This is a genomic window from Rhizobium sp. UGM030330-04 (assembly GCF_003208455.1).
Lineage (GTDB): Bacteria > Pseudomonadota > Alphaproteobacteria > Rhizobiales > Rhizobiaceae > Agrobacterium > Agrobacterium rhizogenes_A.
Map to the genome: position 1 here is coordinate 166,237 of NZ_QKML01000005.1, position 18,221 is coordinate 184,457.

The following is an 18,221-nucleotide window of genomic DNA, read 5'->3' on the forward strand; positions in this document are numbered from 1 at the left end:
GATGAAAGCCTTCGCCACCCTTCTCGACCGCCTTGTTCTCACTCCCTCGCGCAACGGCAAGCTGAAGCTTCTCACTGATTATTTCCGCGATACGCCCGATCCCGACCGGGGTTACGGGCTGGCGGCGATTGCCGGCACGCTGGACCTGAAAAGCGTCAAGCCTGCCCTGCTGCGCGATCTGGTGCTGGAGCGCATGGACGAGGTGCTGTTCCGTTATTCCTACGACTATGTCGGCGATCTGGCCGAAACCATTTCGCTGGTCTGGGGCAATATCGGCGGTGCTGACGATTCCGAGGCGCAGGACCCGCGCCTCGGCGAAGTCGTCACATTGATGAATTCTCTGGGGCGTACCGAGGTGCGCGGCGCGGTGCGCGATCTGCTCGACCGGCTCGATACCTCCTCGCGTTTCGCTTTCCTCAAACTCGCAACCGGCAGCCTGCGCATCGGTGTCTCGGCGCGGCTGGCGCGACAGGCGCTGGCGGATTTCGCGGATAAAGACATCACCGAAATCGAGACCCTCTGGCACGGGCTGACACCGCCCTATACGCCGCTTTTCGCATGGCTTGAGGGGAAATCCGGGCGGCCGGTGCTGGCGACGCCCGCCATCTTCCATTCGGTGATGCTGGCGACGCCGGTTTCCGATGGCGACCTCGATGCGCTGGACCCGGCCGATTACGCGGCCGAATGGAAATGGGACGGCATTCGCGTGCAATTGTCCCGTGCCGGTGGAACGCGAAAACTCTATTCCCGCTCCGGCGACGATATTTCCGGCGCTTTCCCTGACGTTCTGGAGGCGATCGATTTCGAAGGCGTGATGGATGGCGAATTGCTGATTGGCGGGACAGCGCGCTCCAACAATCTCACCCGCACCTTCTCGGATTTACAGCAGCGGCTGAACCGCAAGACGGTGACAACGAAGATGCTGGATGATTATCCCGCCTTCATCCGCGCTTACGATCTGCTGTTCGAGGGCGAGAGCGATATTCGCGCGCAGAGCTATCTGGAGCGCCGTGGCAGGCTGTCGGATATCATCGATCACGCACCGCATGACCGTTTCGACCTCTCGCCGCTGATCGGCTTTTCCAGCTGGCAGGAACTGGACGCCCTGCGCGCCGCGCCGCCCGATCCGGTGATCGAAGGCGTGATGATCAAGCGCCGCGACAGCGCCTATCAGGCCGGTCGCGCCAAGGGGCCGTGGTTCAAGTGGAAGCGCGATCCCTACAATATCGATGCCGTCATGATGTATGCGCAGCGCGGCCACGGCAAAAGGTCGAGCTATTATTCCGATTTCACCTTCGGTGTGTGGGCGGAAGGCGAGGATGGCGAACAGCTCGTTCCCGTGGGCAAGGCCTATTTCGGTTTCACCGACGCGGAACTCGAAGTGCTGGACAAGTTCGTGCGCGACAACACCGTCGAGCGTTTCGGCCCGGTGCGGGCGGTGCGGGCCACGCCGGATTTCGGTTTTGTGCTGGAAGTGGCCTTTGAGGGCATCAATCGCTCCACCCGCCACAAATCCGGCGTCGCCATGCGGTTTCCGCGCATTGCGCGGCTGAGAGCCGACAAGCTGCCGGCCGAAGCGGACCGGCTTTCGACGCTGGTTGCGATGATCGATGGTGCGGAAGGGTAAGGTGGCCGTCCAGAAATTGCCATGAATGCTGCGAATACATTGTTGTCATTCGCGAATCCGTGATTGGACAGTCTCTCGCCGCAGTGCTGAACTGCTAATATTACCATCCCCGTCTTCAGGTGTATTCATGGCAGATAAGCGCCTTCTTTCCTCAGCCTTCGGACAGGAAGAAAGCGGCACTATATGCCCGGGCCTGACGCGGCGTGGCCTGCTTGCGGGTGCCATGGGCCTGTCGGCGGCGGCGCTTCTGCCGCAGGGCGCAAAAGCGGGCATTGCCACGCCTCAGGTTCTGCCACTGGAACGGCAGGATTATGCGGTGGCGCGTCAGCACTTCCACACCCGTCTGTTGCGAAAAATGGCGGCGCCGGAGAAATCCTCGGCCCTCGGCACGCCACCCGGGGCGCAGCGCGTCACCTATCCGGGCGGGCCGGATGGTTCCATCGAGCTGGTCGCCTGGCTCTCCCATTACCAGCCATCAAAAACGCTGAAACCCGCGGTCCTGTTTCTCCATGGCGGCAACGCCACCGGTGATGGCCACTGGGCGCTGATGAAGCCCTATTGGGAAGCGGGTTTCGTCGTGCTTCTACCGTCCTTCCGTGGAGAAAATGGCCAGAGTGGCAATTACTCCGGCTTTTATGACGAAACGGCGGATGCGCTGGCGGCGGCAACCTATCTGGAAAACCTGCCGGGCATAGACAGCAGGCGCTTTTTCATTGCCGGTCATTCCAATGGCGGCACACTGACGCTTCTGGCCGCCATGAGCCGCAGGTTCCGTGCCGCAGCCCCCATCTCGGCCGGCGTCAATTCATGGCGTTATTTCAACCGCTATACCGACGAGATCTGTTTCGACGAGACCGACGAGCGCGAATTCATCATGCGTTCCTCCGTCTGTTTCGGCCCCAGCCTCAAATGTCCGGCGCTGTTGCTGCGCGGCGATGAGGAGCGGCCTTTCGACGCCGATCACCAGCTTTTCGTGGATCGTGCCCTGACATCCGGGTTCAAGGTCGACAAAAAGCTTTTGCCCGGCACGCATATCGGTGTGGTGCCGGGCGCGGTGGTGGAAAGCATCCGCTTCTTCAATCAATTCGCCTGAAAAGGGCCGAAAACCGCCGCTGCGGTTTTCGGCCCTTCCGTGAAATCAGGCGCTCTTCTTGAAATAACCGAGCAGCCGCATGGCATTGGCGGTCACCAGAACCGTCGCGCCGGTATCGGCGAAGACGGCGAGCCACAGGCCGGAAAGGCCGGTGACGGTCGTGACCAGAAACACCGCCTTCAGGCCGAGCGCGATGGTCACATTCTGGCGGATGTTGCTCATGGTGGCGCGCGACAGGCCGATGAGGCGGGCGGCATCGCCGACATTGTTGCGCATCAGCGCCGCATCGGCGGCTTCCATAGCCACATCGGTGCCCGAGCCGATGGCGACACCGACGCTGGCGGCGGCAAGGGCGGGCGCATCGTTGATGCCGTCACCCACCATCACCACGGTCTTCTTTGCCGCAAGCTTGCGGATTTCCTCGACCTTGTTCTGCGGCAGGAGTTCGCCGCGCGCTTCAAGGCCCAGCGTGTTGCCGATGGCACGCGCCGTGCGGGCATTGTCGCCCGACAGCATCAGCGAGGAAATGCCCATTTCCTTCAGCGCCCTGACGCCGTCAGCCGCATCCTTGCGCGGTTCGTCGCGCATGGCGAAGAGGCCGCTTGCCGCACCGCCGGCCATGACGACGGCCACCGTCTTGCCTTCGCTCTCAAGCGCAGTGATGCGGTCGGCAAGCTCCTTCGAGACGGTGCCCACCTCGGTCGCAAAGCGCGGCGCGCCGATGAACAGCTTCTTTCCGCCAACGGTGCCCTGCATGCCGCGACCGGAAATCGCCTTGATATCCGAACCGGGCAGGGGCTTCACGCCGGCCTTTTCGGCATGGTTGACGATGGCTCTGGCAAGCGGATGGCTCGATTCATGCTCGATGGTGGCGGCTTCGGCGATCAGCCCGGTCTCGTTGCCGTCAAGCGCCACCACGTCGGTCACCACAGGTTCGCCAAGCGTCAGCGTGCCTGTTTTGTCGAAGGCGACGGTTTCGGTGCGCGCCAGCATCTCGATGACGGCGCCGCCCTTCACCAGCATGCCGTGCCGGGCCGCAGCCGAAAGGCTGGAGGCTATTGCCGCGGGAACGGAGATGACCAGCGCGCAGGGGCAACCGATGAGCAGCAGCGCCAGGCCGCGGTAAATCCACGTATCCCAGTCACCGAGGCCGACAAGCGGTGGCACGATGATGGTGAGCACGGAGATCGCCACGATCAGCGGCATGTAATAACGCGAGAAATTCTGGATGAAGCGCTCGGTCGGCGCGCGCGCATCCTGCGCTTCCTCGACCAGCGTGATGATGCGGGCGATGGTGTTGTCTTCCGGCGCGCGGTCGACGCGGATGCGCAGCGAACCGTCATGGTTGATCGAACCGGCAAAGACGCGGGCGCCTTTTTCCTTGGCGACCGGGATGCTTTCGCCGGTCATCGGCGATTCGTCGACGCTCGATTCGCCCTCCATCACCACGCCATCGGCGGAGATGCGGTCACCGGGCCGCGCCACGACCACCTGGCCGATGCGGACCTGATCGGCCGGCACCTGCCGCAACGTGCCGTTTTCTTCCACCAGCGCTGTCTTCGGCAGCAGCGAGCCAAGCGCCTTGATGCCGGAACGTGCCCGCGCGGCTGCAAAGCCCTCAAGCAGTTCGCCGATCGAAAAGAGCAGCACGACGATGGCGGCTTCCTCCGCCTCGCCGATGAAGATCGCGCCGATGGCGGCAATGGTCATCAGCATCTCGATGGTGAAGATCGCACCGAAGCGGGCGGCGTTGAAGGCATTGCGTGCAATCGGAAACAGCGTCACCAGCGTGGCGATGATGAAGGCATAGCCGCCCCAGGCCGGGAAGGTCAGTTCCGCCGCATAGGCAACCGCGACCAGAATGGTGCCGGTGAAGGTGTTGCGGGCCTTTGCCGTGCGCCACCATGCTCCTTTTTCATCCGCGCCATGGGTGTGTCCGGCCTCACTGCCAGAGGCCACTGCCGCCGGCTGCGCCTTCTCGTGCGAATGCTTGGCGTGATCATGGTCGTGGCCGCCGCAATTGGCGTGGTCGTGATCTGAATGATCATGGCCGGAATGATCATGATCGTGATCGTGATCGTGGTTATGGCCGCCGCAGGATCCATGGTCGTGCGTCTGGTCATCCGTCTTTTCGCGTGCGGCCTTTTCCTGCGGCAGCAGGGCGGGTTTGAAGCCGAGCTTGCGCAGCGTGTCCTCGACCTTGTCGACTGCGGTTTTCCCCTCCGTGAGCGAGAGGTTCAGCCTCTCGCGCGCGACCGAGACCCTGACGTCGGCAACACCGGGCAGGCGCGAGAGTGCCGTCTCGATCTTCGCCGCGCAGCTGCCGCAATCCATGCCGCCGACCGAAAAGGTCAGGGCATTGCTCTTCTCACCGCTTAGCCCCGTGTCGCTTGGCCCAGTGTCGCCTAGCCCGGTGTCGGCATGATGGCCGCCGCAGGTGGAATGGTCGTGATGATCGGCCTCGATTTTTGCCTGCGGAGCCTTTTCCCGCGGCAGCAGGGCGGTTTTGTAACCGAGCTTGCGGACGGTTTCCTCGATCTTTTCAACCGAAGTCTTGCTCTCGTCGAGTGAAAGCTTCAGCCTTTCGCGCGCCACCGAGACCTTGATGTCACCCACACCCGGCAACCGGGTCAGCGCCGTCTCGATTTTGGCCGCGCAGCTGGCGCAATCCATGCCGCCGACCGTGAAGGTCAGCTCCCCGTCGTCGCCGTTCAGATTGCCGCGTGTCGAAATATTCATGGTTTTCGCTCCTGAATTCCAGTCGACAGTCAATCTGGCACCTCTAGCAACTAGAGGTTCAAGGGCAAAAATGCGATTTTCCGATTTTATTTGAAAAAGGCGACGCCAGCTTCGCGCCAGCCGCACGGTTCATCATGCCGGCATATTGGATTCCATGAAGCGGTTCAGATGACAGCACTCCTTTTGAAAACCTGCCGCCGGGCGGCCTCTCTGGCGGGCCTTGCGGCTCTGTCGCTCCTGAGCGGCTGCCTTTTCGTGACGGATACGACCCGCATGGACCCGGATGTCTTCGTGCGGGAGACAGCGCCGGTCTTCAACTTCAATTCCGTAAGCTCCAATCGCCAGCCGGAACTGCCGCCGCAGCCGGGCCAGCTTTCGACGCGCCCGCCGGACCTGTTCCGCACCCGTTTCCATCAGGAATATGGCCCGCCGGTGCGCGGGCAGGGGCTGAACGCGCCGCAGGTTCAGGGGCAGGCGGCACCGCTTGTCCCGGATCGCATGGCGACCTACGGCCTGCCGGTCTCCAATCCGCTGCATCGTGTCATGTATGGCCCGATCCGCGATGATGACCGCTCGCTTCCGGCCATTCCCTATGGTCGCATCGATCCGCGTTATCTGCGGCAGGAAGTCAGCTATCAGACGGCGGAAGCACCCGGCACCATCGTCGTCGATACCAGGCAGCACTTCCTCTATCTGGTGCAGCCGGGCGGCAAGGCGATCCGTTACGGCGTCGGCCTCGGTCGTGACGGTTATGCCTGGTCGGGTCGCGGCAAGATCCAGTGGAAGGCGAAATGGCCGCGCTGGACGCCGCCCGATGAAATGGTCAAACGCCAGCCGGAGCTCGCTTCCATTTCCGCCGCCAATGGCGGCATGACACCGGGTCTCAACAATCCGCTCGGTGCGCGCGCGCTTTATATCTTCAAGGATGGCAAGGACACGCTTTACCGGGTGCACGGCACGCCGGACTGGCAGTCCGTCGGCAAGGCCACCTCGTCCGGCTGCGTGCGCATGCTCAACCAGGATGTCATCGACCTTTACGAGCGCGTGCCGCAAGGGGCGCAGATTGTGGTTATCTGACCACGTTCTAAAAGAAAGCGCGGGGATGGGTGGCTCCTCCAGCGGCTTGTCGCTGGCTTTTAGCGGTTGGTTAACTATTTTCGCAATACGCCTGAAACGTGGAACAAACGACGTACAACGGCGATCCAGGCCGTTCGAAATGTGGGACAATCCGGACTTATGACGAGCACCGACACAGATCTTTCCAGACGTACTTTCCTTTCCCTTCTGGGCATCTCCTCCGCTTCGCTTCTCGCGGGCTGTGCCTCGTCCGGTACGGGGGATGCAATCCGCCAGCAGGCGAGCGCCATCGGCAGCGATTTCCGCCAGATGTTCTCGCCCGGCGTCAGCGATGCGGAACTGGCCGTCATGTACGGCTCGGTTGAGGACGGCGGTTACGTCATTCCCGCCGTACCCTATCAGAAAATCGACCGGCGTTATTATCGCCAGCGGGTCGTCGACCCGACCGGCGAGCGCCCCGGCACCGTCGTCGTCGATACGCGCTCGCGCTTCCTCTACGTCGTGGAGCAGGGCGGCAGCGCCATGCGTTACGGCGTCGGCATCGGCCGCGATGGTTTCGCCTGGTCGGGCGAAGGCGTCATCCAGTGGCGTCAGAAATGGCCGAAATGGACCCCGCCGGACGAAATGGTCGCCCGCCAGCCGGAACTCACCAAATATTCGTCCAAGAATGGCGGCATGCCGCCGGGCCTGAAGAACCCGCTGGGTGCGCGCGCGCTCTATATCTTCCAGAACGGCAAGGACACGCTTTACCGCCTGCACGGCTCGCCGGAATGGAACTCCATCGGCAAGGCCGTCTCTTCCGGCTGCGTGCGCCTGATGAACCAGGACGTCATAGACCTCTACGACCGCGTGCCGCAGAAGGCGCGTGTGGTGGTTTGGCAGTAAGCTGACGGAGCATCCGAGCCGCATTCAGTACATAAGCTGACCGAGCTGACAAATAATGGCTGCAACACGAAACGTGCTGCGGCCATTTTTTATTTATAATAAATGAATGTTCTTTTTAATTATAACAATCAATTCTATAGTATAATTTAAAACTCCGTGACTATTATTGATTTTTTATTATAATAAATATGGGATATTCATTAGTTTTTACTGAAATGAATTTCCTGTATTGCGATCATTCTAATATCTCTGTCGTTAATCGAGGAGTGAATGGCATGACTTATTATCTCGCAGATAGTTGGCAGATAGGCACAAGTTCAGGCGAAACTTTTTATGGTGATCGTTACGGCGCGGTTAGGAACGATACGTTTCAGCTTGGCGGCAGTGCGTTTGGCGGTCTAGCTGGAGTCCAGAACGGGTGGGAGCGGTTTTATGGCGGTGAAGGGGAGGATAGAATTTATGTCTCTCCAACGTCGGGCTACTCGTGGACCGCCATCATGATTGCCGACAATGGCTTGAGCAGTATTGAAAAAATTCAATTCAATCAGTTTAGCCAATGGCCGGTGGAGCCCGTCTACTTTGCAGGAAGAGTTGATTTTTCGAGTGTTAAATACATGGAGTCCAGCGTTACGATCTATGGCAGGGCGAACGATAATACGTTCATCGGCGGCATGCTCGGTGAGACAGTTCAAGGCGATGGCGGGAACGACACGCTTTACGGCAATGGTGGCAATGACAGACTATTCGGCGACTCTACCAGTGCTAATCGCTGGGTTGCGGATTTGAACGCGGCCGGGAACGATAAGCTCTATGGTGGAGATGGAAACGACTACCTTAACGGCCAAGGTGGTAACGACCTTCTGTATGGCGATGCAGGCGACGACAATCTTTATGGTGGGACTGGAACCGACCAGCTTAGCGGTGGGGACAGCGCAGACAAGCTATTTGGTGAAGCTGGAAATGACCAGTTGCGCGGCGGGGCTGGAAACGATGTTCTCGACGGAGGCGCAGGTAGCGATTTGATCGAAGGTGGAGGTGGTGAAAACGTTCTTTGGGGTGGAGCTGACGCTGACACGTTCTATTTTTCCGTCAGGAGCGCGCAAGACACTATCAAAGACTTCCAGTTAGGAAGTGACAAAATACGGTTTGACACTGCGATAGCAGACGATTTTGCGGATATTATGATTGCAGACGGTGTCAACGGACACGCCAATATTAGCGTGGACGGTTTGCAGATTGTGCTTTCTGACGTCTCGGCTGCATCACTTGTCCCTTCTATGTTTGAATTTGGCTTACTTGCGTGAGTTAAAGGGTCGGAGCTCCGTCGGAAAACCGACGGAGCACTCTCAACTTGAATACGACTGGAGTTCCGATTTTTTGTAGGCTTTTACCAAGCTCCCCATTTTGTCGAAGATTTCCAGTTCGCCGGTTTCTTTGTACTCAACCATTTTCTGCCCGTTGCCGTAATATAGCGTACCGGGTGTAACCGACACCTGACCATTTTCACCGAGTTTAAGAACTATGGCGGAACCGAAAAATTCCTTAAGCGCTTTTTCGCTGTCATGCATATACTGTCTCGACACTTCGCAATATGTTCCATCGAGAGAGTTGTTGAGTTCCGCCATCTTGACTTGGCCTTCGTAAACTCGGTCACTGATAAAATACGCGACCTGCTTTTTCACGACCGCCTCATCCTCACCATTCGCGATGCGTTTTGCACCCCACTCAGCGTACTGGGCATCGTACTCTTCGCGCGCTGGCACAATGATTTTTGATACTTGGCGCGGACTGGCTCTCGAAGCCATGGATATTAGCTCCTTTACAATCGCTTCTGCATTCTCCGCTGTCCGTTCGATCGGCTTGATGTAAGAGGACGACATTATATACGTCGCCGCGGCGTCCATCGCGCTTACCGTTGCCTGCGGAATGGCGGCGGAGACTATCTCCTTTGTGGCAACAGTCTCCTGTTTTACTTTGGTAACGCGGGAAGCAAGCGATACGATCGTGTCAATGGCTTGCGCAGTCTTCTGCGGGTTGTCTGCGACAATATTGAGGATCGAGTTAGCGGCGCTATTCTGTGAGATGTCCCGCGTGGAAAAAGTTTGATTAAGAATGGTCAATGCCATCGAATTCGCAGAGATCAAAGTCATCAATATGCCTTTTGAAATCTGCCGCAAAATGCCCTCATCGGCTTTTGGGGCTGGAAATGCAGCGGCAAGTCATTTTAGCTGCATAAAATATAAATGCAACTTTATCGGGAACTAGTTAATAAATCCTTTCCGCCCCCTTGTTTTTCAGGGGTCAACCCCTCGAAAGGCCATCCTTCAACGCATTCACCCGGTCGCGCAGCTGGGCCAGTTCCTCCAGCCCGCAGCCGGTGGCGCCGCCGATGGCCATCATGATCTTCACGCCCTCTTTTTTGAGGTCGGCGCCCTTTGGTGTGAGAGCCACCAGCACCTGCCGCTCGTCCACCGTGCCGCGTTTGCGGGTTATCAGCCCTGCATGTTCGAGCCTTTTCAGCAGTGGTGAGAGCGTGCCTGAATCCAGCCCCAGCATTTCGCCAAGCGCCTTGACGGTGGAGGTCTGCTTTTCCCAAAGCGCCATCATGACCAGATATTGCGGATAGGTAAGCCCGATCGGATCGAGCAGCGGCTTGTAGGCACGTGTGAAAGCGTGCGCTGCGCCATAAAGGGCAAAGCATATCTGCTGGTCCAGCCTCAACAGGCTTTCCATCGTCGTGTCGTTGCCCTCTGCGCCCATAGTCCTGCTCCAAAATAAAACCGGGGAGGGAACAATCGGCCCCCGCTTTCGGTTCCTGCCGCATGGATGCGCGGCGAAATTTCGTGAAAACTATCGCAAAAAACAAATTTTCATTCAACGTGCAAAATCATATTGCGCACAATTTAATTGTTCGCTATAAAACATTCAACACCAACCCGAAGGGAGTAAATGCCATGCCTATTCTCTATACGACCAAAGCATCCGCCACCGGTGGCCGCGCTGGCAACGCCAAGTCGGAAGACGGCGTTCTCGACGTTACGCTGACCGTTCCGAAGGAACTCGGTGGCGATGGTGCCCGTGGCACCAATCCGGAGCAGCTGTTCGCCGCCGGTTATTCCGCCTGCTTCCTGGGCGCACTGAAATTTGTTGCCGGCAAGGAAAAGGTAAAGATTCCTGAAGACACGACTGTGACGGCGACAGTGGGCATCGGCCCGCGTGAGGATGGTGGCGGTTTCGGCATCGAAGTATCGCTGAAGGCGAATATTCCGGGTGTCGAGCGCGAAGTCGCCGAAAAGCTCGTTGCCGCCGCCCATATTGTCTGCCCTTACAGCCACGCCATGCGCACCTCCACGGAAGTGCCGGTCTCGGTTGCCTGATATTGCAGAGATGAAAAGCGAGGCCGGGCTTGTCCCGGCCTTCTTGTTTTCAGAAATAAAAATGCTATATTCTTTCTGAAGAAAGGATATGCGCCATGAATGTTCACGCCAAGACCGCCATGGATTCTCCCGCACAGGGCAGGGTCGTCACCAAGGCCGTCATTGCCGCCGCCGAGCGGCTGGGCCTGAATGCCGCCCGCACGGCGGATATTCTCGGCGTTTCAGCCCCTACGGTGTCGCGCATGAAGCGGCTCGATTTCCTGCTGGAGCCGGGCGCCAAGTCTTTCGAACTGGCGGTGTTGCTGATCCGGGTTTTCCGCTCGCTGGATGCAATCGCCGGCGGTGACGAGGTGGTGGCGAAGAACTGGCTGCGCAACCACAATGTTGCGCTGAACGCCGTGCCTGCCGACAAGCTGACCACCATTACCGGATTGATCGATGTCCTCTCCTATCTGGACGCCCGACGCGCTCCTGTCTGAAAAACGCGCCGTATCGGGAAAATACTGGCGGCTGGTTGAGGCGCAGCATCAGGTATCCACCATGAAGCTGGTGGATACGGTGGATGAGCAATCGCTGCTGGAAGATATTCTGGAGGTGAGCAAGCGGCCGTTTCCGCCCGAATGCGCCGGTTTCGATTATCTTCTCGCCACGCCTTTCCGTTATGGCGCCGCCTATCCGCACGGTTCGCGTTTCCGCCGTGCGGGTTTCACCGAAGGGGTTTATTACGCTGCGGCGAAGGTGGAGACGGCGCTGGCCGAAATGGCCTTTTACCGGCTGCTGTTTTATGCCGAATCGCCGGGTACGCCGCTGCCCGCCAATCCCGCCGAATATTCCGCCTTCGCCGCCCGTGTCGCCACCGGTGCCGCACTTGACCTGACGAAACCGGAGCTGAACCGTGACGAGCGGCTGTGGACCGATCTCACGAATTACGAGCCCTGCCAGGCGCTTGCCGACAAGGCGCGGGAGGCGAAGGTCGAGGCCATCCTTTATCGCTCGGTGCGCGATCCGGCAGGCGGCCTTAACATCGCAATTCTGTCGCCAAAGGCCTTTGCGGCCAAAACGCCTGTAGATCGAATGAGCTGGCGCATTCACCTGTCGAAAACCGGGGTGCAGGCCCTGTGCGAATTTCCGATGCGGCGGGCCGGTTTTTCTGTCTCGGATTTTGCCGGTGATCCGCGTCTGGCCGGCCTCCTGGGGTAACGGCCGCTGGTTAAGCGGACGCTGCCGCCTGTTTCTTCTCCCTACCGGGGAGAAGGCGGCCCGAAGGGTCGGGTGAGGGGGCAACGTTGCCGAATATCTCTAGCCTTGCCCGCTCATCCCGCTGCCGCGGACTTCTCCCCGGCGGGGAGAAGAAACAATCGGCATCCCCTCGGCCTGTTCAGGCCCAGCCGCAAGCCTGAGCCCCGCTATTGCTTGCCCACACGGGCGCGCAGTTCTTCCACATGCGCTGCGATTTCCGGCGTTACGGCATCGCCAAAATCTTCCATTTCGAACAGCGGGCGGATTTCGATTTCGCTGCGCTCCAGCATCGGGTTGGGGCAGCGTTTCACCCACGCCACCGCCTCATCCATGTCCGTGACATTCCACAGCCAGAAGCCGGCGACCAGCTCGTTGGTGTGGGGGAAGGGGCCATCAACCACGGTGCGGCTGTCGCCATCAAAAACAACCCTCTTGCCCTTGGAGGAGGGGTGCAGGCCGTCGCCGGATTGCATGATGCCGGCATTGACCAGTTCCTCGTTGAATTTTCCCATTGCCTCCATGAGTTCAGTCGTGGGCATCACGCCATCTTCGCTGCTCTTGGTGGCTTTTACAAAAACGATTGCACGCATGGTCTTTCCTCCTAGATTGCGTTTTCCGGGTCGTTTCATTCGTAGTTTCGTTTTCCAGCACGACGGCCCGATGACATTCTGGCCGATAAAAGTGGCGTCATGCCGTCATGCTGTCAGCCGAGATCGATAAGATCGCGGCGCAGCCGGTCGGGGTCGCCACTGCCGATTTTCGCTTCGATTTCGGCATGGGTCTGTTCCCAGATGGGAAAGGCCGCCGCAAGCACGGCCATGCCATCCGCTGTCAGCCGCAGCCGCTTGCCGCGCCTGTCCTTCGGGTCCTGTTCGATGCTGACCAGCCCGCGCCGTTCCAGCGGCTTCAACGCCGCCGTCAGCGTCGTGCGGTCCATGGCGAGAAGATGGGCCACCGGCCCCATCGGCGGCGGCTCCGGCCGGTTGAGCGACATCAGCAGGGAAAACTGGCCGTTATTGATGCCAACAGGCTTCAGCGCATTGTCGAACAGCCGCGCCAAGGCCCGCGCAGCGCGTTGCGCATGCAGGCAAAGGCAGGCGTCCCGCACGAAAAGAGTTGTCGAAAAAGGAATCACGCTGGCGTTTGACATGGGATAAATATGTTGATATCAACCTAATTAGTCAAGCGGAACTTGATGCTCCGCTGATGGTTTAACTGACTTTCAATGCAGAAATAGGCGGCGCCCTCCGGTGGAGCGGGGTGGTGCCGTGGTGAAAGACGGATCCAAGGAGGAAAGATCATGTCTCATCCCGTCGTTTCGAAAGAGGAGTGGCTTGCGGCCCGCCGCGATCTGCTGGTGAAGGAAAAGGAACTGACCCGCGCCCGCGACAGGCTGAACGAAGCCCGGCGTGCATTGCCCTGGGAAGAGGTGACGAAGGACTATATTTTCGACGCGCCTTCCGGCCCGAAATCGCTGAAAGAACTGTTCGGCGATTGCAGCCAGCTCATCGTTTATCACTTCATGCTGGCGCCTGACTGGGAGGAGGGCTGCACCGGCTGTTCCTTTTTCGCCGACCATGTCGATGGCGCGATGATCCATCTGAAACATGGCGATGCGGGTTTCGTCGCGGTTTCCCGCGCGCCGCTTGAAAAGATCGAAGCCTATAGAAACCGCATGGGCTGGAAGTTCCCATGGGTTTCCGCAGCGGACAGCGATTTCAATTATGATTATCAGGCTTCCTTCCGTGATGAGGATATCAAGGGCGGGGCCATCACCTATAATTACCGTGAAATCGAACCGATGGGCGATCTGAAGGATCTGCACGGCGTCAGCATTTTCGCCAAGGGCGAAGATGGCAAGATTTATCACACCTACTCGGCCTATGCCCGCGGCATGGAACAGGCGCTCGGCACGTTGATGCTGCTCGATCTGGTGCCAAAAGGCCGTAATGAAGACGGTGTAATGGATTGGGTGCGACGGCACGACCAATATGAGGACGCGCCGAAAGCCGCATCCTGCTGCCACTGAAAACAGACAGACGAGGAGGAGACGACAATGGAAATGGAAAGCGCCAAGCCGCAGAAGGAACACGAGTTCCTGTCGAGGATCGTCGGCGACTGGGTCATGACCGCCAGTTCCGGCCATGATTGTTATGACGCCAACGATCCCTCGCAGCGATTCACCGAGACGGTCCGTTCCATCGGCGGGCTGTGGATCGTCGGTGAAGGTACCGGCAGGATGCCCGATGGCGACCAGATGACGGCCGTGATCACGGTCGGTTTCGATCCGGCCAAGGGCAATTTCGTCGGAACCTGGATAGGGTCGATGATGACCAATCTCTGGGTCTATCGGGGCTGGCTGGAAGAGGACGGCAAGACCCTGACACTGGAAGCCGAAGGCCCGGCCTTCGACGGTTCCGGCCGCATCGACACCTATCACGACGTTCTGGTGCTGCATGACGACAATCACCGCAGCTTTTCCGGCAGCGTCCGCCAGCCGGACGGCACATTCAAGACCTTCATGACATCGGAATTCCGGCGCAAGGCATAAAGCCTGCCGGAAGTTGCCGGAAGCAAAAAGCGCCGCCGCACCCCGCGGCGGGCGATCCCGCAAACACAGACGCCCCATCTCCCAAGGAGAAGACAATGTCGGATACACATGGAAAATTCATCTGGGTCGAACTGATGACGCCTGACATGGAAGCGGCCGCCCGCTTTTATGGCCATGTCATCGGCTGGCAGACCAAGGATTTCGGTTCGCCGGAAATGCCCTATCTCGTGCTGGAGGCTGACGGCAAAGGCATGGGCGGCGTCATGGAGCTGACCGAGGAGCACAAGGGCGCGGGCATTCCGCCGAACTGGACCGCCTATGTCGACGTCGATGACGTGGATGCGACGGCGGAACAATTTGCGGCAAAGGGCGGCGCGATCAGGCGCCCGCCAGAGGATATTCCCGAAATCGGCCGTTTTGCCGTGGTGGCTGATCCCTTCGGCGCGGTCCTGTGCATCATGACGCCGCTGCCGATGGAAACCGGCGGTTTCCCCGAGGATATGCAGGCCAGACAGGGCCATGTCGGCTGGTACGAACTCTTCACCGACAATGTCGATGAAGCCATGGCCTTTTACGCCGACGTGTTCGGCTGGACCAGGGACCATGATTTCGACATGGGTGAGATGGGCCCGTACCGTATCTTCGCCCATAACGGCAAGGGCGTTGGCGGCATGATGAAACGCATGCCGGAAGTCCCGGTCTGCCACTGGGGCTATTATTTCAACGTCGATGGCATCGAGGATGCCGTCACGCGTGTCAGCACCGGCGGCGGCAAGATCGTCAACGGCCCGATGGAGGTTCCCGGCGAAAGCTGGATCGTCAACTGTATGGATCCGCAGGGTGCTTATTTCTCGCTGGTGTCGCAGAAGAAATAAGAATATTGGCCCCTCCCGCCATTCAGGCGGCGGGAGGGGCAATCGTTTCGCAAAACGTCAGGCCGAGGCGAAAAACGCTTCCGGATCATCCACCTCCACCAGCCGGCGTTTGTCGATCAGCCAGAAACGGGTTCCGACCGCCCGCACGAAGCTCCGGTCGTGGGAGACGAGCACGCAGCTCGCCCGCCTGCCGGTGATTTCCGCTTCCAGCGCTTCCTGCCCCTCGATGTCGAGATGGTTGGTCGGCTCGTCCAGCAGATAGAAGTTCGGCTCGGTCAGGCGCAACACCAGCATGGCAAGCCGCGCTTTCTGCCCGCCGGAGAGCGATGCGATGCGTCGTTTCTGCATTTCCATATCGATGCCCGCGCCCGCCAGCAAACCATGCGCGCGCTGGTCGCCAATGTCGAAACGGTGTGTGATGAGCGCAAGCGGCGTGCGCCTGTCGTCGATTTCGGCAAGCGACTGGTCGATATATCCGGCCACCAGCGAGGGCGTGGCCCTGATGCCCTCCACCACCTCGCCGTCGGCGGCCACTGCCGCCTTCAGGAGCGAGATCAGCCGCGTCTTGCCGACGCCGTTACGGCCAAGAATGACGATGCGGTCGCCCTGGCGGATGAACTGCCGGCCGGTGCGCAACAGCAGTGTGCCATCAGGCGTCGAAACGGGAATGTCCTCCAGTGTCACCAGAACCTTGGCATGTGTGCCGCGATTGGCGAGCTGGATCTTTCCGGCGGATCGTTCCTGATGGGCGGGACGCGCTTTTTCCTCAAGCTTCTCGGCGCGCTCGCGCAACTGCCTGGTCTTGACGGTCAGAAGATCGCTGCCCGAATTGATGCCGATATTGTTGAGCTTCGCCGCCTGTCGGCGCAATTGCTGCACCGTCTTCATGTCGCGCTCAAAGCGTCGCTCATTGGCCGCGTCCTCTTCCTCGAGCGCCGCCCGCGCATGGCCATAGGGCAGCCGGAAGAATGAGGAATTGTCCGGCCGCAGGAACAGCGTGGATCTGGTGACGTTGTCGAGAAAGGCGCGGTCATGGCTGACGATGACCACCGCCGTATCGCGCGGCAATTGTTGGAGAAACCCTTCCAGCACCCTGATTTTTTCGAGGTCGAGATGGTTGGTCGGTTCGTCGAGCAGGAGAATATCCGGCTCGGTGATCCATGCTCGCGCCAGCATGGCGAGCCGCTGCCAGCCGCCGCTCAGCGCCTGCAGCGGGCGATGGCGATAGCTTTCCGGCACGGCCATGTCGTCGAGGATGATGTCGGCGCGCCAGCTGTCGCTGTCGATCACATCCGCCGGCAGGGCGGATAGCACCGCGTCGCGCATGGTCTTTTCCAGAAGGGCCGGGGGCAGGTGCTGGTGGACGATGGACTGCGTCAATCCGCGCTGCCGGGTGATATCACCGCTGGTGGCATCCAGTTCGCCAGCAAGGCAATTGAGCAGGGTGGATTTGCCGCAGCCATTCGCGGCCACGATGCCGATGCGGTCTCCCGCATGGATGGTGAGGCTGAGACCGGAAAAAAGCGGTTTGCCCAGAATGATTCCGAGGTTTCGAAGCGTAACAAGGGTCATGATTTATCTCTGGCGGCACGGGCCATCGACGAAGGCTCGCCTGCGCCATGCGGGCAAGGCGACCGGTTCACGGTGATCCGTCGTGAAAATATGCGCGATAGCAGACTAGCTGCGTTCCGCGCGGCCTTTAGGGCAAACCAGAGATGTCGTCCGTCCGGTCAGCCCTGCAAACGCATCTGCAGGGCAGAAAGGTGGCGAATCTGGCGATAGCGCCAAAAGCAGGAAATATCCATGCGAAGCCTCCTTTCCGATACGGGTTGAACTGTTTGATGATTAGCAGCGGCGGCGATGGGAGGCAATGGGTTTTGCCGTCGGCCGCAATGATGGGGCGGGGCGGCAGAGAAATCCTCGGAACAATCCGCTGGCCACCCAAAAAGATATTCAACTGGTCAGATTGTCGCCGTTGGCAGATAAATTGACAGCCCATAAGAGGGACGCGGGTGAAGCCGCGACTACATGTTTTCTAAATAATTGCTTTGTCAAATTGAACCTTATACGGTACAAGGATTTCAAATGAAGCGCATCGTGGCGACATTCTTCGCGACGGACGAGGGAGCGGAGCCTGTTAAAGACTGGCTTATGTCACTCGATAAGGACGACCGCCGCATGATCGGGTCTGACATTGCGACCGTTGAGTTCGGTTGGCCAATTGGAATGCCTATTTGCAGGCCCATTAGGGATGGTGTTCGTGAAGTCCGTTCCAGCGTCAAAAATGGAAAGGTTGAAGCCAGAACCTATTTTGGAGTTGATGGCGGGATAATGCTCCTGCTTCACGGGGAAGAAGGCAAGGATGGCCAACAGGATGCGATCAAACTGGCGATCAAGCGTTGGAAAGAGCATCAGGAGCGATCCAGGCGACTGAAAAAGATCGATAAAGGGAAAAAGAAATGAGCGATGCGAAACCTTCTGTCGGCGGTACCCTTGAAGATTTCCTTGATGGGCTTGGCGAAAAAGAAGAAATCTATGGTGAGGCGATCAAGCGAGTTTTGGCATGGCAGATCGAAGAGGCCAGAAAGAAGCAATCGCTCACCAAGTCAGAAATGGCTGCGAGAATGGGTACCAGCCGTACCCAGGTCGAAAGAATACTTGATCCTCACAATGTCGCCGTCTCGCTCGATACGCTCGAGCGAGCGGCCCGTTCAGTGGGTAAAAAGCTGAGGATCGAGCTTGTCGACGCCTAGCCGCT

19 protein-coding genes are annotated in these 18,221 nt (G+C 59.1%); 13 read left to right on the forward strand and 6 right to left on the reverse strand.

The genetic code is table 11. The features are described from left to right. The first annotated feature begins 1 nt into the window (after window position 1). Window positions 2-1,627 (forward strand): cisplatin damage response ATP-dependent DNA ligase, encoded by a 1,626-nt coding sequence (locus N434_RS09580; RefSeq protein WP_110757381.1) that lies wholly within the window; start codon window positions 2-4, stop codon window positions 1,625-1,627. A 127-nt stretch (window positions 1,628-1,754) separates the two neighbouring features. Then, the gene (locus N434_RS09585) at window positions 1,755-2,720 is read left to right on the forward strand and encodes an alpha/beta hydrolase family protein (protein ID WP_110757383.1); all 966 of its coding nucleotides are present in this window, start codon (window positions 1,755-1,757) and stop codon (window positions 2,718-2,720) included. Window positions 2,721-2,765: 45 nt separating this feature from the next. Here the strand turns inward: N434_RS09585 and N434_RS09590 are convergent, their stop codons facing one another. Then, complete coding sequence (locus tag N434_RS09590; RefSeq protein WP_110757385.1) at window positions 2,766-5,459, reverse strand: heavy metal translocating P-type ATPase; 2,694 nt, start codon at window positions 5,457-5,459, stop codon at window positions 2,766-2,768. Window positions 5,460-5,627: 168 nt separating this feature from the next. Here N434_RS09590 and N434_RS09595 point away from each other — a divergent pair, with 168 nt between their 5' ends. From N434_RS09595 to N434_RS09605, 3 genes are all read left to right on the forward strand, one after another. Continuing rightward, window positions 5,628-6,536: a L,D-transpeptidase gene (locus tag N434_RS09595; protein ID WP_065115104.1), complete on the forward strand. Its 909-nt coding sequence runs from the start codon at window positions 5,628-5,630 to the stop codon at window positions 6,534-6,536. 159 nt (window positions 6,537-6,695) lie between these two features. Next, window positions 6,696-7,421, forward strand: coding sequence for a L,D-transpeptidase (locus tag N434_RS09600; RefSeq protein ID WP_065115105.1), 726 nt, complete (start codon window positions 6,696-6,698; stop codon window positions 7,419-7,421). A 275-nt stretch (window positions 7,422-7,696) separates the two neighbouring features. Beyond that, the gene (locus tag N434_RS09605) at window positions 7,697-8,725 is read left to right on the forward strand and encodes a calcium-binding protein (protein ID WP_181423930.1); all 1,029 of its coding nucleotides are present in this window, start codon (window positions 7,697-7,699) and stop codon (window positions 8,723-8,725) included. A gap of 42 nt (window positions 8,726-8,767) precedes the next feature. On the opposite strand, the gene N434_RS09610 is transcribed toward N434_RS09605, so the two are convergent. Further along, entirely contained in the window at window positions 8,768-9,571 is an 804-nt protein-coding gene (locus N434_RS09610; protein ID WP_110757388.1) for a hypothetical protein, read from the reverse strand. 151 nt (window positions 9,572-9,722) lie between these two features. Next, window positions 9,723-10,181, reverse strand: a complete 459-nt coding sequence (locus N434_RS09615; protein ID WP_110757390.1) for a MarR family winged helix-turn-helix transcriptional regulator — start codon at window positions 10,179-10,181, stop codon at window positions 9,723-9,725. Between the two features lie 194 nt (window positions 10,182-10,375). On the opposite strand from N434_RS09615, the gene N434_RS09620 reads away from it, so the two are divergent. The 3 genes from N434_RS09620 to N434_RS09630 all read left to right on the forward strand — a co-directional run bounded on the left by N434_RS09620 (window position 10,376) and on the right by N434_RS09630 (window position 11,998). Beyond that, entirely contained in the window at window positions 10,376-10,798 is a 423-nt protein-coding gene (locus N434_RS09620; protein WP_003509379.1) for an organic hydroperoxide resistance protein, read from the forward strand. Window positions 10,799-10,893: 95 nt separating this feature from the next. Further along, entirely contained in the window at window positions 10,894-11,277 is a 384-nt protein-coding gene (locus tag N434_RS09625) for an MbcA/ParS/Xre antitoxin family protein (RefSeq protein WP_065115107.1), read from the forward strand. After that, the gene (locus tag N434_RS09630) at window positions 11,237-11,998 is read left to right on the forward strand and encodes an RES family NAD+ phosphorylase (protein WP_174030897.1); all 762 of its coding nucleotides are present in this window, start codon (window positions 11,237-11,239) and stop codon (window positions 11,996-11,998) included. The genes N434_RS09625 and N434_RS09630 overlap by 41 nt, the downstream gene beginning before the upstream one ends. Window positions 11,999-12,204: 206 nt before the next feature. On the opposite strand, the gene N434_RS09635 is transcribed toward N434_RS09630, so the two are convergent. Beyond that, the gene (locus tag N434_RS09635; protein ID WP_110757394.1) at window positions 12,205-12,627 is read right to left on the reverse strand and encodes a YciI family protein; all 423 of its coding nucleotides are present in this window, start codon (window positions 12,625-12,627) and stop codon (window positions 12,205-12,207) included. A gap of 113 nt (window positions 12,628-12,740) precedes the next feature. Next, the gene (locus tag N434_RS09640; RefSeq protein WP_046798570.1) at window positions 12,741-13,187 is read right to left on the reverse strand and encodes a MarR family winged helix-turn-helix transcriptional regulator; all 447 of its coding nucleotides are present in this window, start codon (window positions 13,185-13,187) and stop codon (window positions 12,741-12,743) included. Window positions 13,188-13,337: 150 nt separating this feature from the next. On the opposite strand from N434_RS09640, the gene N434_RS09645 reads away from it, so the two are divergent. From N434_RS09645 to N434_RS09655, 3 genes are all read left to right on the forward strand, one after another. Further along, a complete protein-coding gene (locus N434_RS09645) occupies window positions 13,338-14,066 on the forward strand; it encodes a DUF899 domain-containing protein (RefSeq protein WP_110757395.1) in 729 nt (242 codons plus the stop codon). A 27-nt stretch (window positions 14,067-14,093) separates the two neighbouring features. Further along, the gene (locus N434_RS09650; RefSeq protein ID WP_065115111.1) at window positions 14,094-14,588 is read left to right on the forward strand and encodes a DUF1579 domain-containing protein; all 495 of its coding nucleotides are present in this window, start codon (window positions 14,094-14,096) and stop codon (window positions 14,586-14,588) included. Window positions 14,589-14,683: 95 nt separating this feature from the next. Continuing rightward, window positions 14,684-15,463 (forward strand): VOC family protein, encoded by a 780-nt coding sequence (locus N434_RS09655; RefSeq protein WP_110757397.1) that lies wholly within the window; start codon window positions 14,684-14,686, stop codon window positions 15,461-15,463. 57 nt (window positions 15,464-15,520) lie between these two features. Here N434_RS09655 and N434_RS09660 read toward each other — a convergent pair whose 3' ends face one another. Next, window positions 15,521-17,035 (reverse strand): ABC-F family ATP-binding cassette domain-containing protein, encoded by a 1,515-nt coding sequence (locus N434_RS09660; protein WP_110757399.1) that lies wholly within the window; start codon window positions 17,033-17,035, stop codon window positions 15,521-15,523. Window positions 17,036-17,548: 513 nt separating this feature from the next. On the opposite strand from N434_RS09660, the gene N434_RS09665 reads away from it, so the two are divergent. Further along, window positions 17,549-17,926, forward strand: a complete 378-nt coding sequence (locus N434_RS09665) for a type II toxin-antitoxin system RelE/ParE family toxin (RefSeq protein WP_065115114.1) — start codon at window positions 17,549-17,551, stop codon at window positions 17,924-17,926. Next, window positions 17,923-18,216 carry a helix-turn-helix domain-containing protein gene (locus tag N434_RS09670; protein ID WP_110757401.1) on the forward strand — a complete coding sequence of 98 codons (294 nt, stop codon included), beginning with the start codon at window positions 17,923-17,925 and terminating at the stop codon, window positions 18,214-18,216. The genes N434_RS09665 and N434_RS09670 overlap by 4 nt, the downstream gene beginning before the upstream one ends. The last annotated feature ends 5 nt before the right edge of the window (window positions 18,217-18,221 follow it).

Coding starts and splice junctions, on each gene's coding strand:
- N434_RS09580 (WP_110757381.1), top strand. CDS start 2: ATGAAAGCCTTCGCCACCCTTCTCGACCGCCTTGTTCTCACTCCCTCG.
- N434_RS09585 (WP_110757383.1), top strand. CDS start 1,755: ATGGCAGATAAGCGCCTTCTTTCCTCAGCCTTCGGACAGGAAGAAAGC.
- N434_RS09590 (WP_110757385.1), bottom strand. CDS start 5,459: ATGAATATTTCGACACGCGGCAATCTGAACGGCGACGACGGGGAGCTG.
- N434_RS09595 (WP_065115104.1), top strand. CDS start 5,628: ATGACAGCACTCCTTTTGAAAACCTGCCGCCGGGCGGCCTCTCTGGCG.
- N434_RS09600 (WP_065115105.1), top strand. CDS start 6,696: ATGACGAGCACCGACACAGATCTTTCCAGACGTACTTTCCTTTCCCTT.
- N434_RS09605 (WP_181423930.1), top strand. CDS start 7,697: ATGACTTATTATCTCGCAGATAGTTGGCAGATAGGCACAAGTTCAGGC.
- N434_RS09610 (WP_110757388.1), bottom strand. CDS start 9,571: ATGACTTTGATCTCTGCGAATTCGATGGCATTGACCATTCTTAATCAA.
- N434_RS09615 (WP_110757390.1), bottom strand. CDS start 10,181: ATGGGCGCAGAGGGCAACGACACGACGATGGAAAGCCTGTTGAGGCTG.
- N434_RS09620 (WP_003509379.1), top strand. CDS start 10,376: ATGCCTATTCTCTATACGACCAAAGCATCCGCCACCGGTGGCCGCGCT.
- N434_RS09625 (WP_065115107.1), top strand. CDS start 10,894: ATGAATGTTCACGCCAAGACCGCCATGGATTCTCCCGCACAGGGCAGG.
- N434_RS09630 (WP_174030897.1), top strand. CDS start 11,237: ATGTCCTCTCCTATCTGGACGCCCGACGCGCTCCTGTCTGAAAAACGC.
- N434_RS09635 (WP_110757394.1), bottom strand. CDS start 12,627: ATGCGTGCAATCGTTTTTGTAAAAGCCACCAAGAGCAGCGAAGATGGC.
- N434_RS09640 (WP_046798570.1), bottom strand. CDS start 13,187: ATGTCAAACGCCAGCGTGATTCCTTTTTCGACAACTCTTTTCGTGCGG.
- N434_RS09645 (WP_110757395.1), top strand. CDS start 13,338: ATGTCTCATCCCGTCGTTTCGAAAGAGGAGTGGCTTGCGGCCCGCCGC.
- N434_RS09650 (WP_065115111.1), top strand. CDS start 14,094: ATGGAAATGGAAAGCGCCAAGCCGCAGAAGGAACACGAGTTCCTGTCG.
- N434_RS09655 (WP_110757397.1), top strand. CDS start 14,684: ATGTCGGATACACATGGAAAATTCATCTGGGTCGAACTGATGACGCCT.
- N434_RS09660 (WP_110757399.1), bottom strand. CDS start 17,035: ATGACCCTTGTTACGCTTCGAAACCTCGGAATCATTCTGGGCAAACCG.
- N434_RS09665 (WP_065115114.1), top strand. CDS start 17,549: ATGAAGCGCATCGTGGCGACATTCTTCGCGACGGACGAGGGAGCGGAG.
- N434_RS09670 (WP_110757401.1), top strand. CDS start 17,923: ATGAGCGATGCGAAACCTTCTGTCGGCGGTACCCTTGAAGATTTCCTT.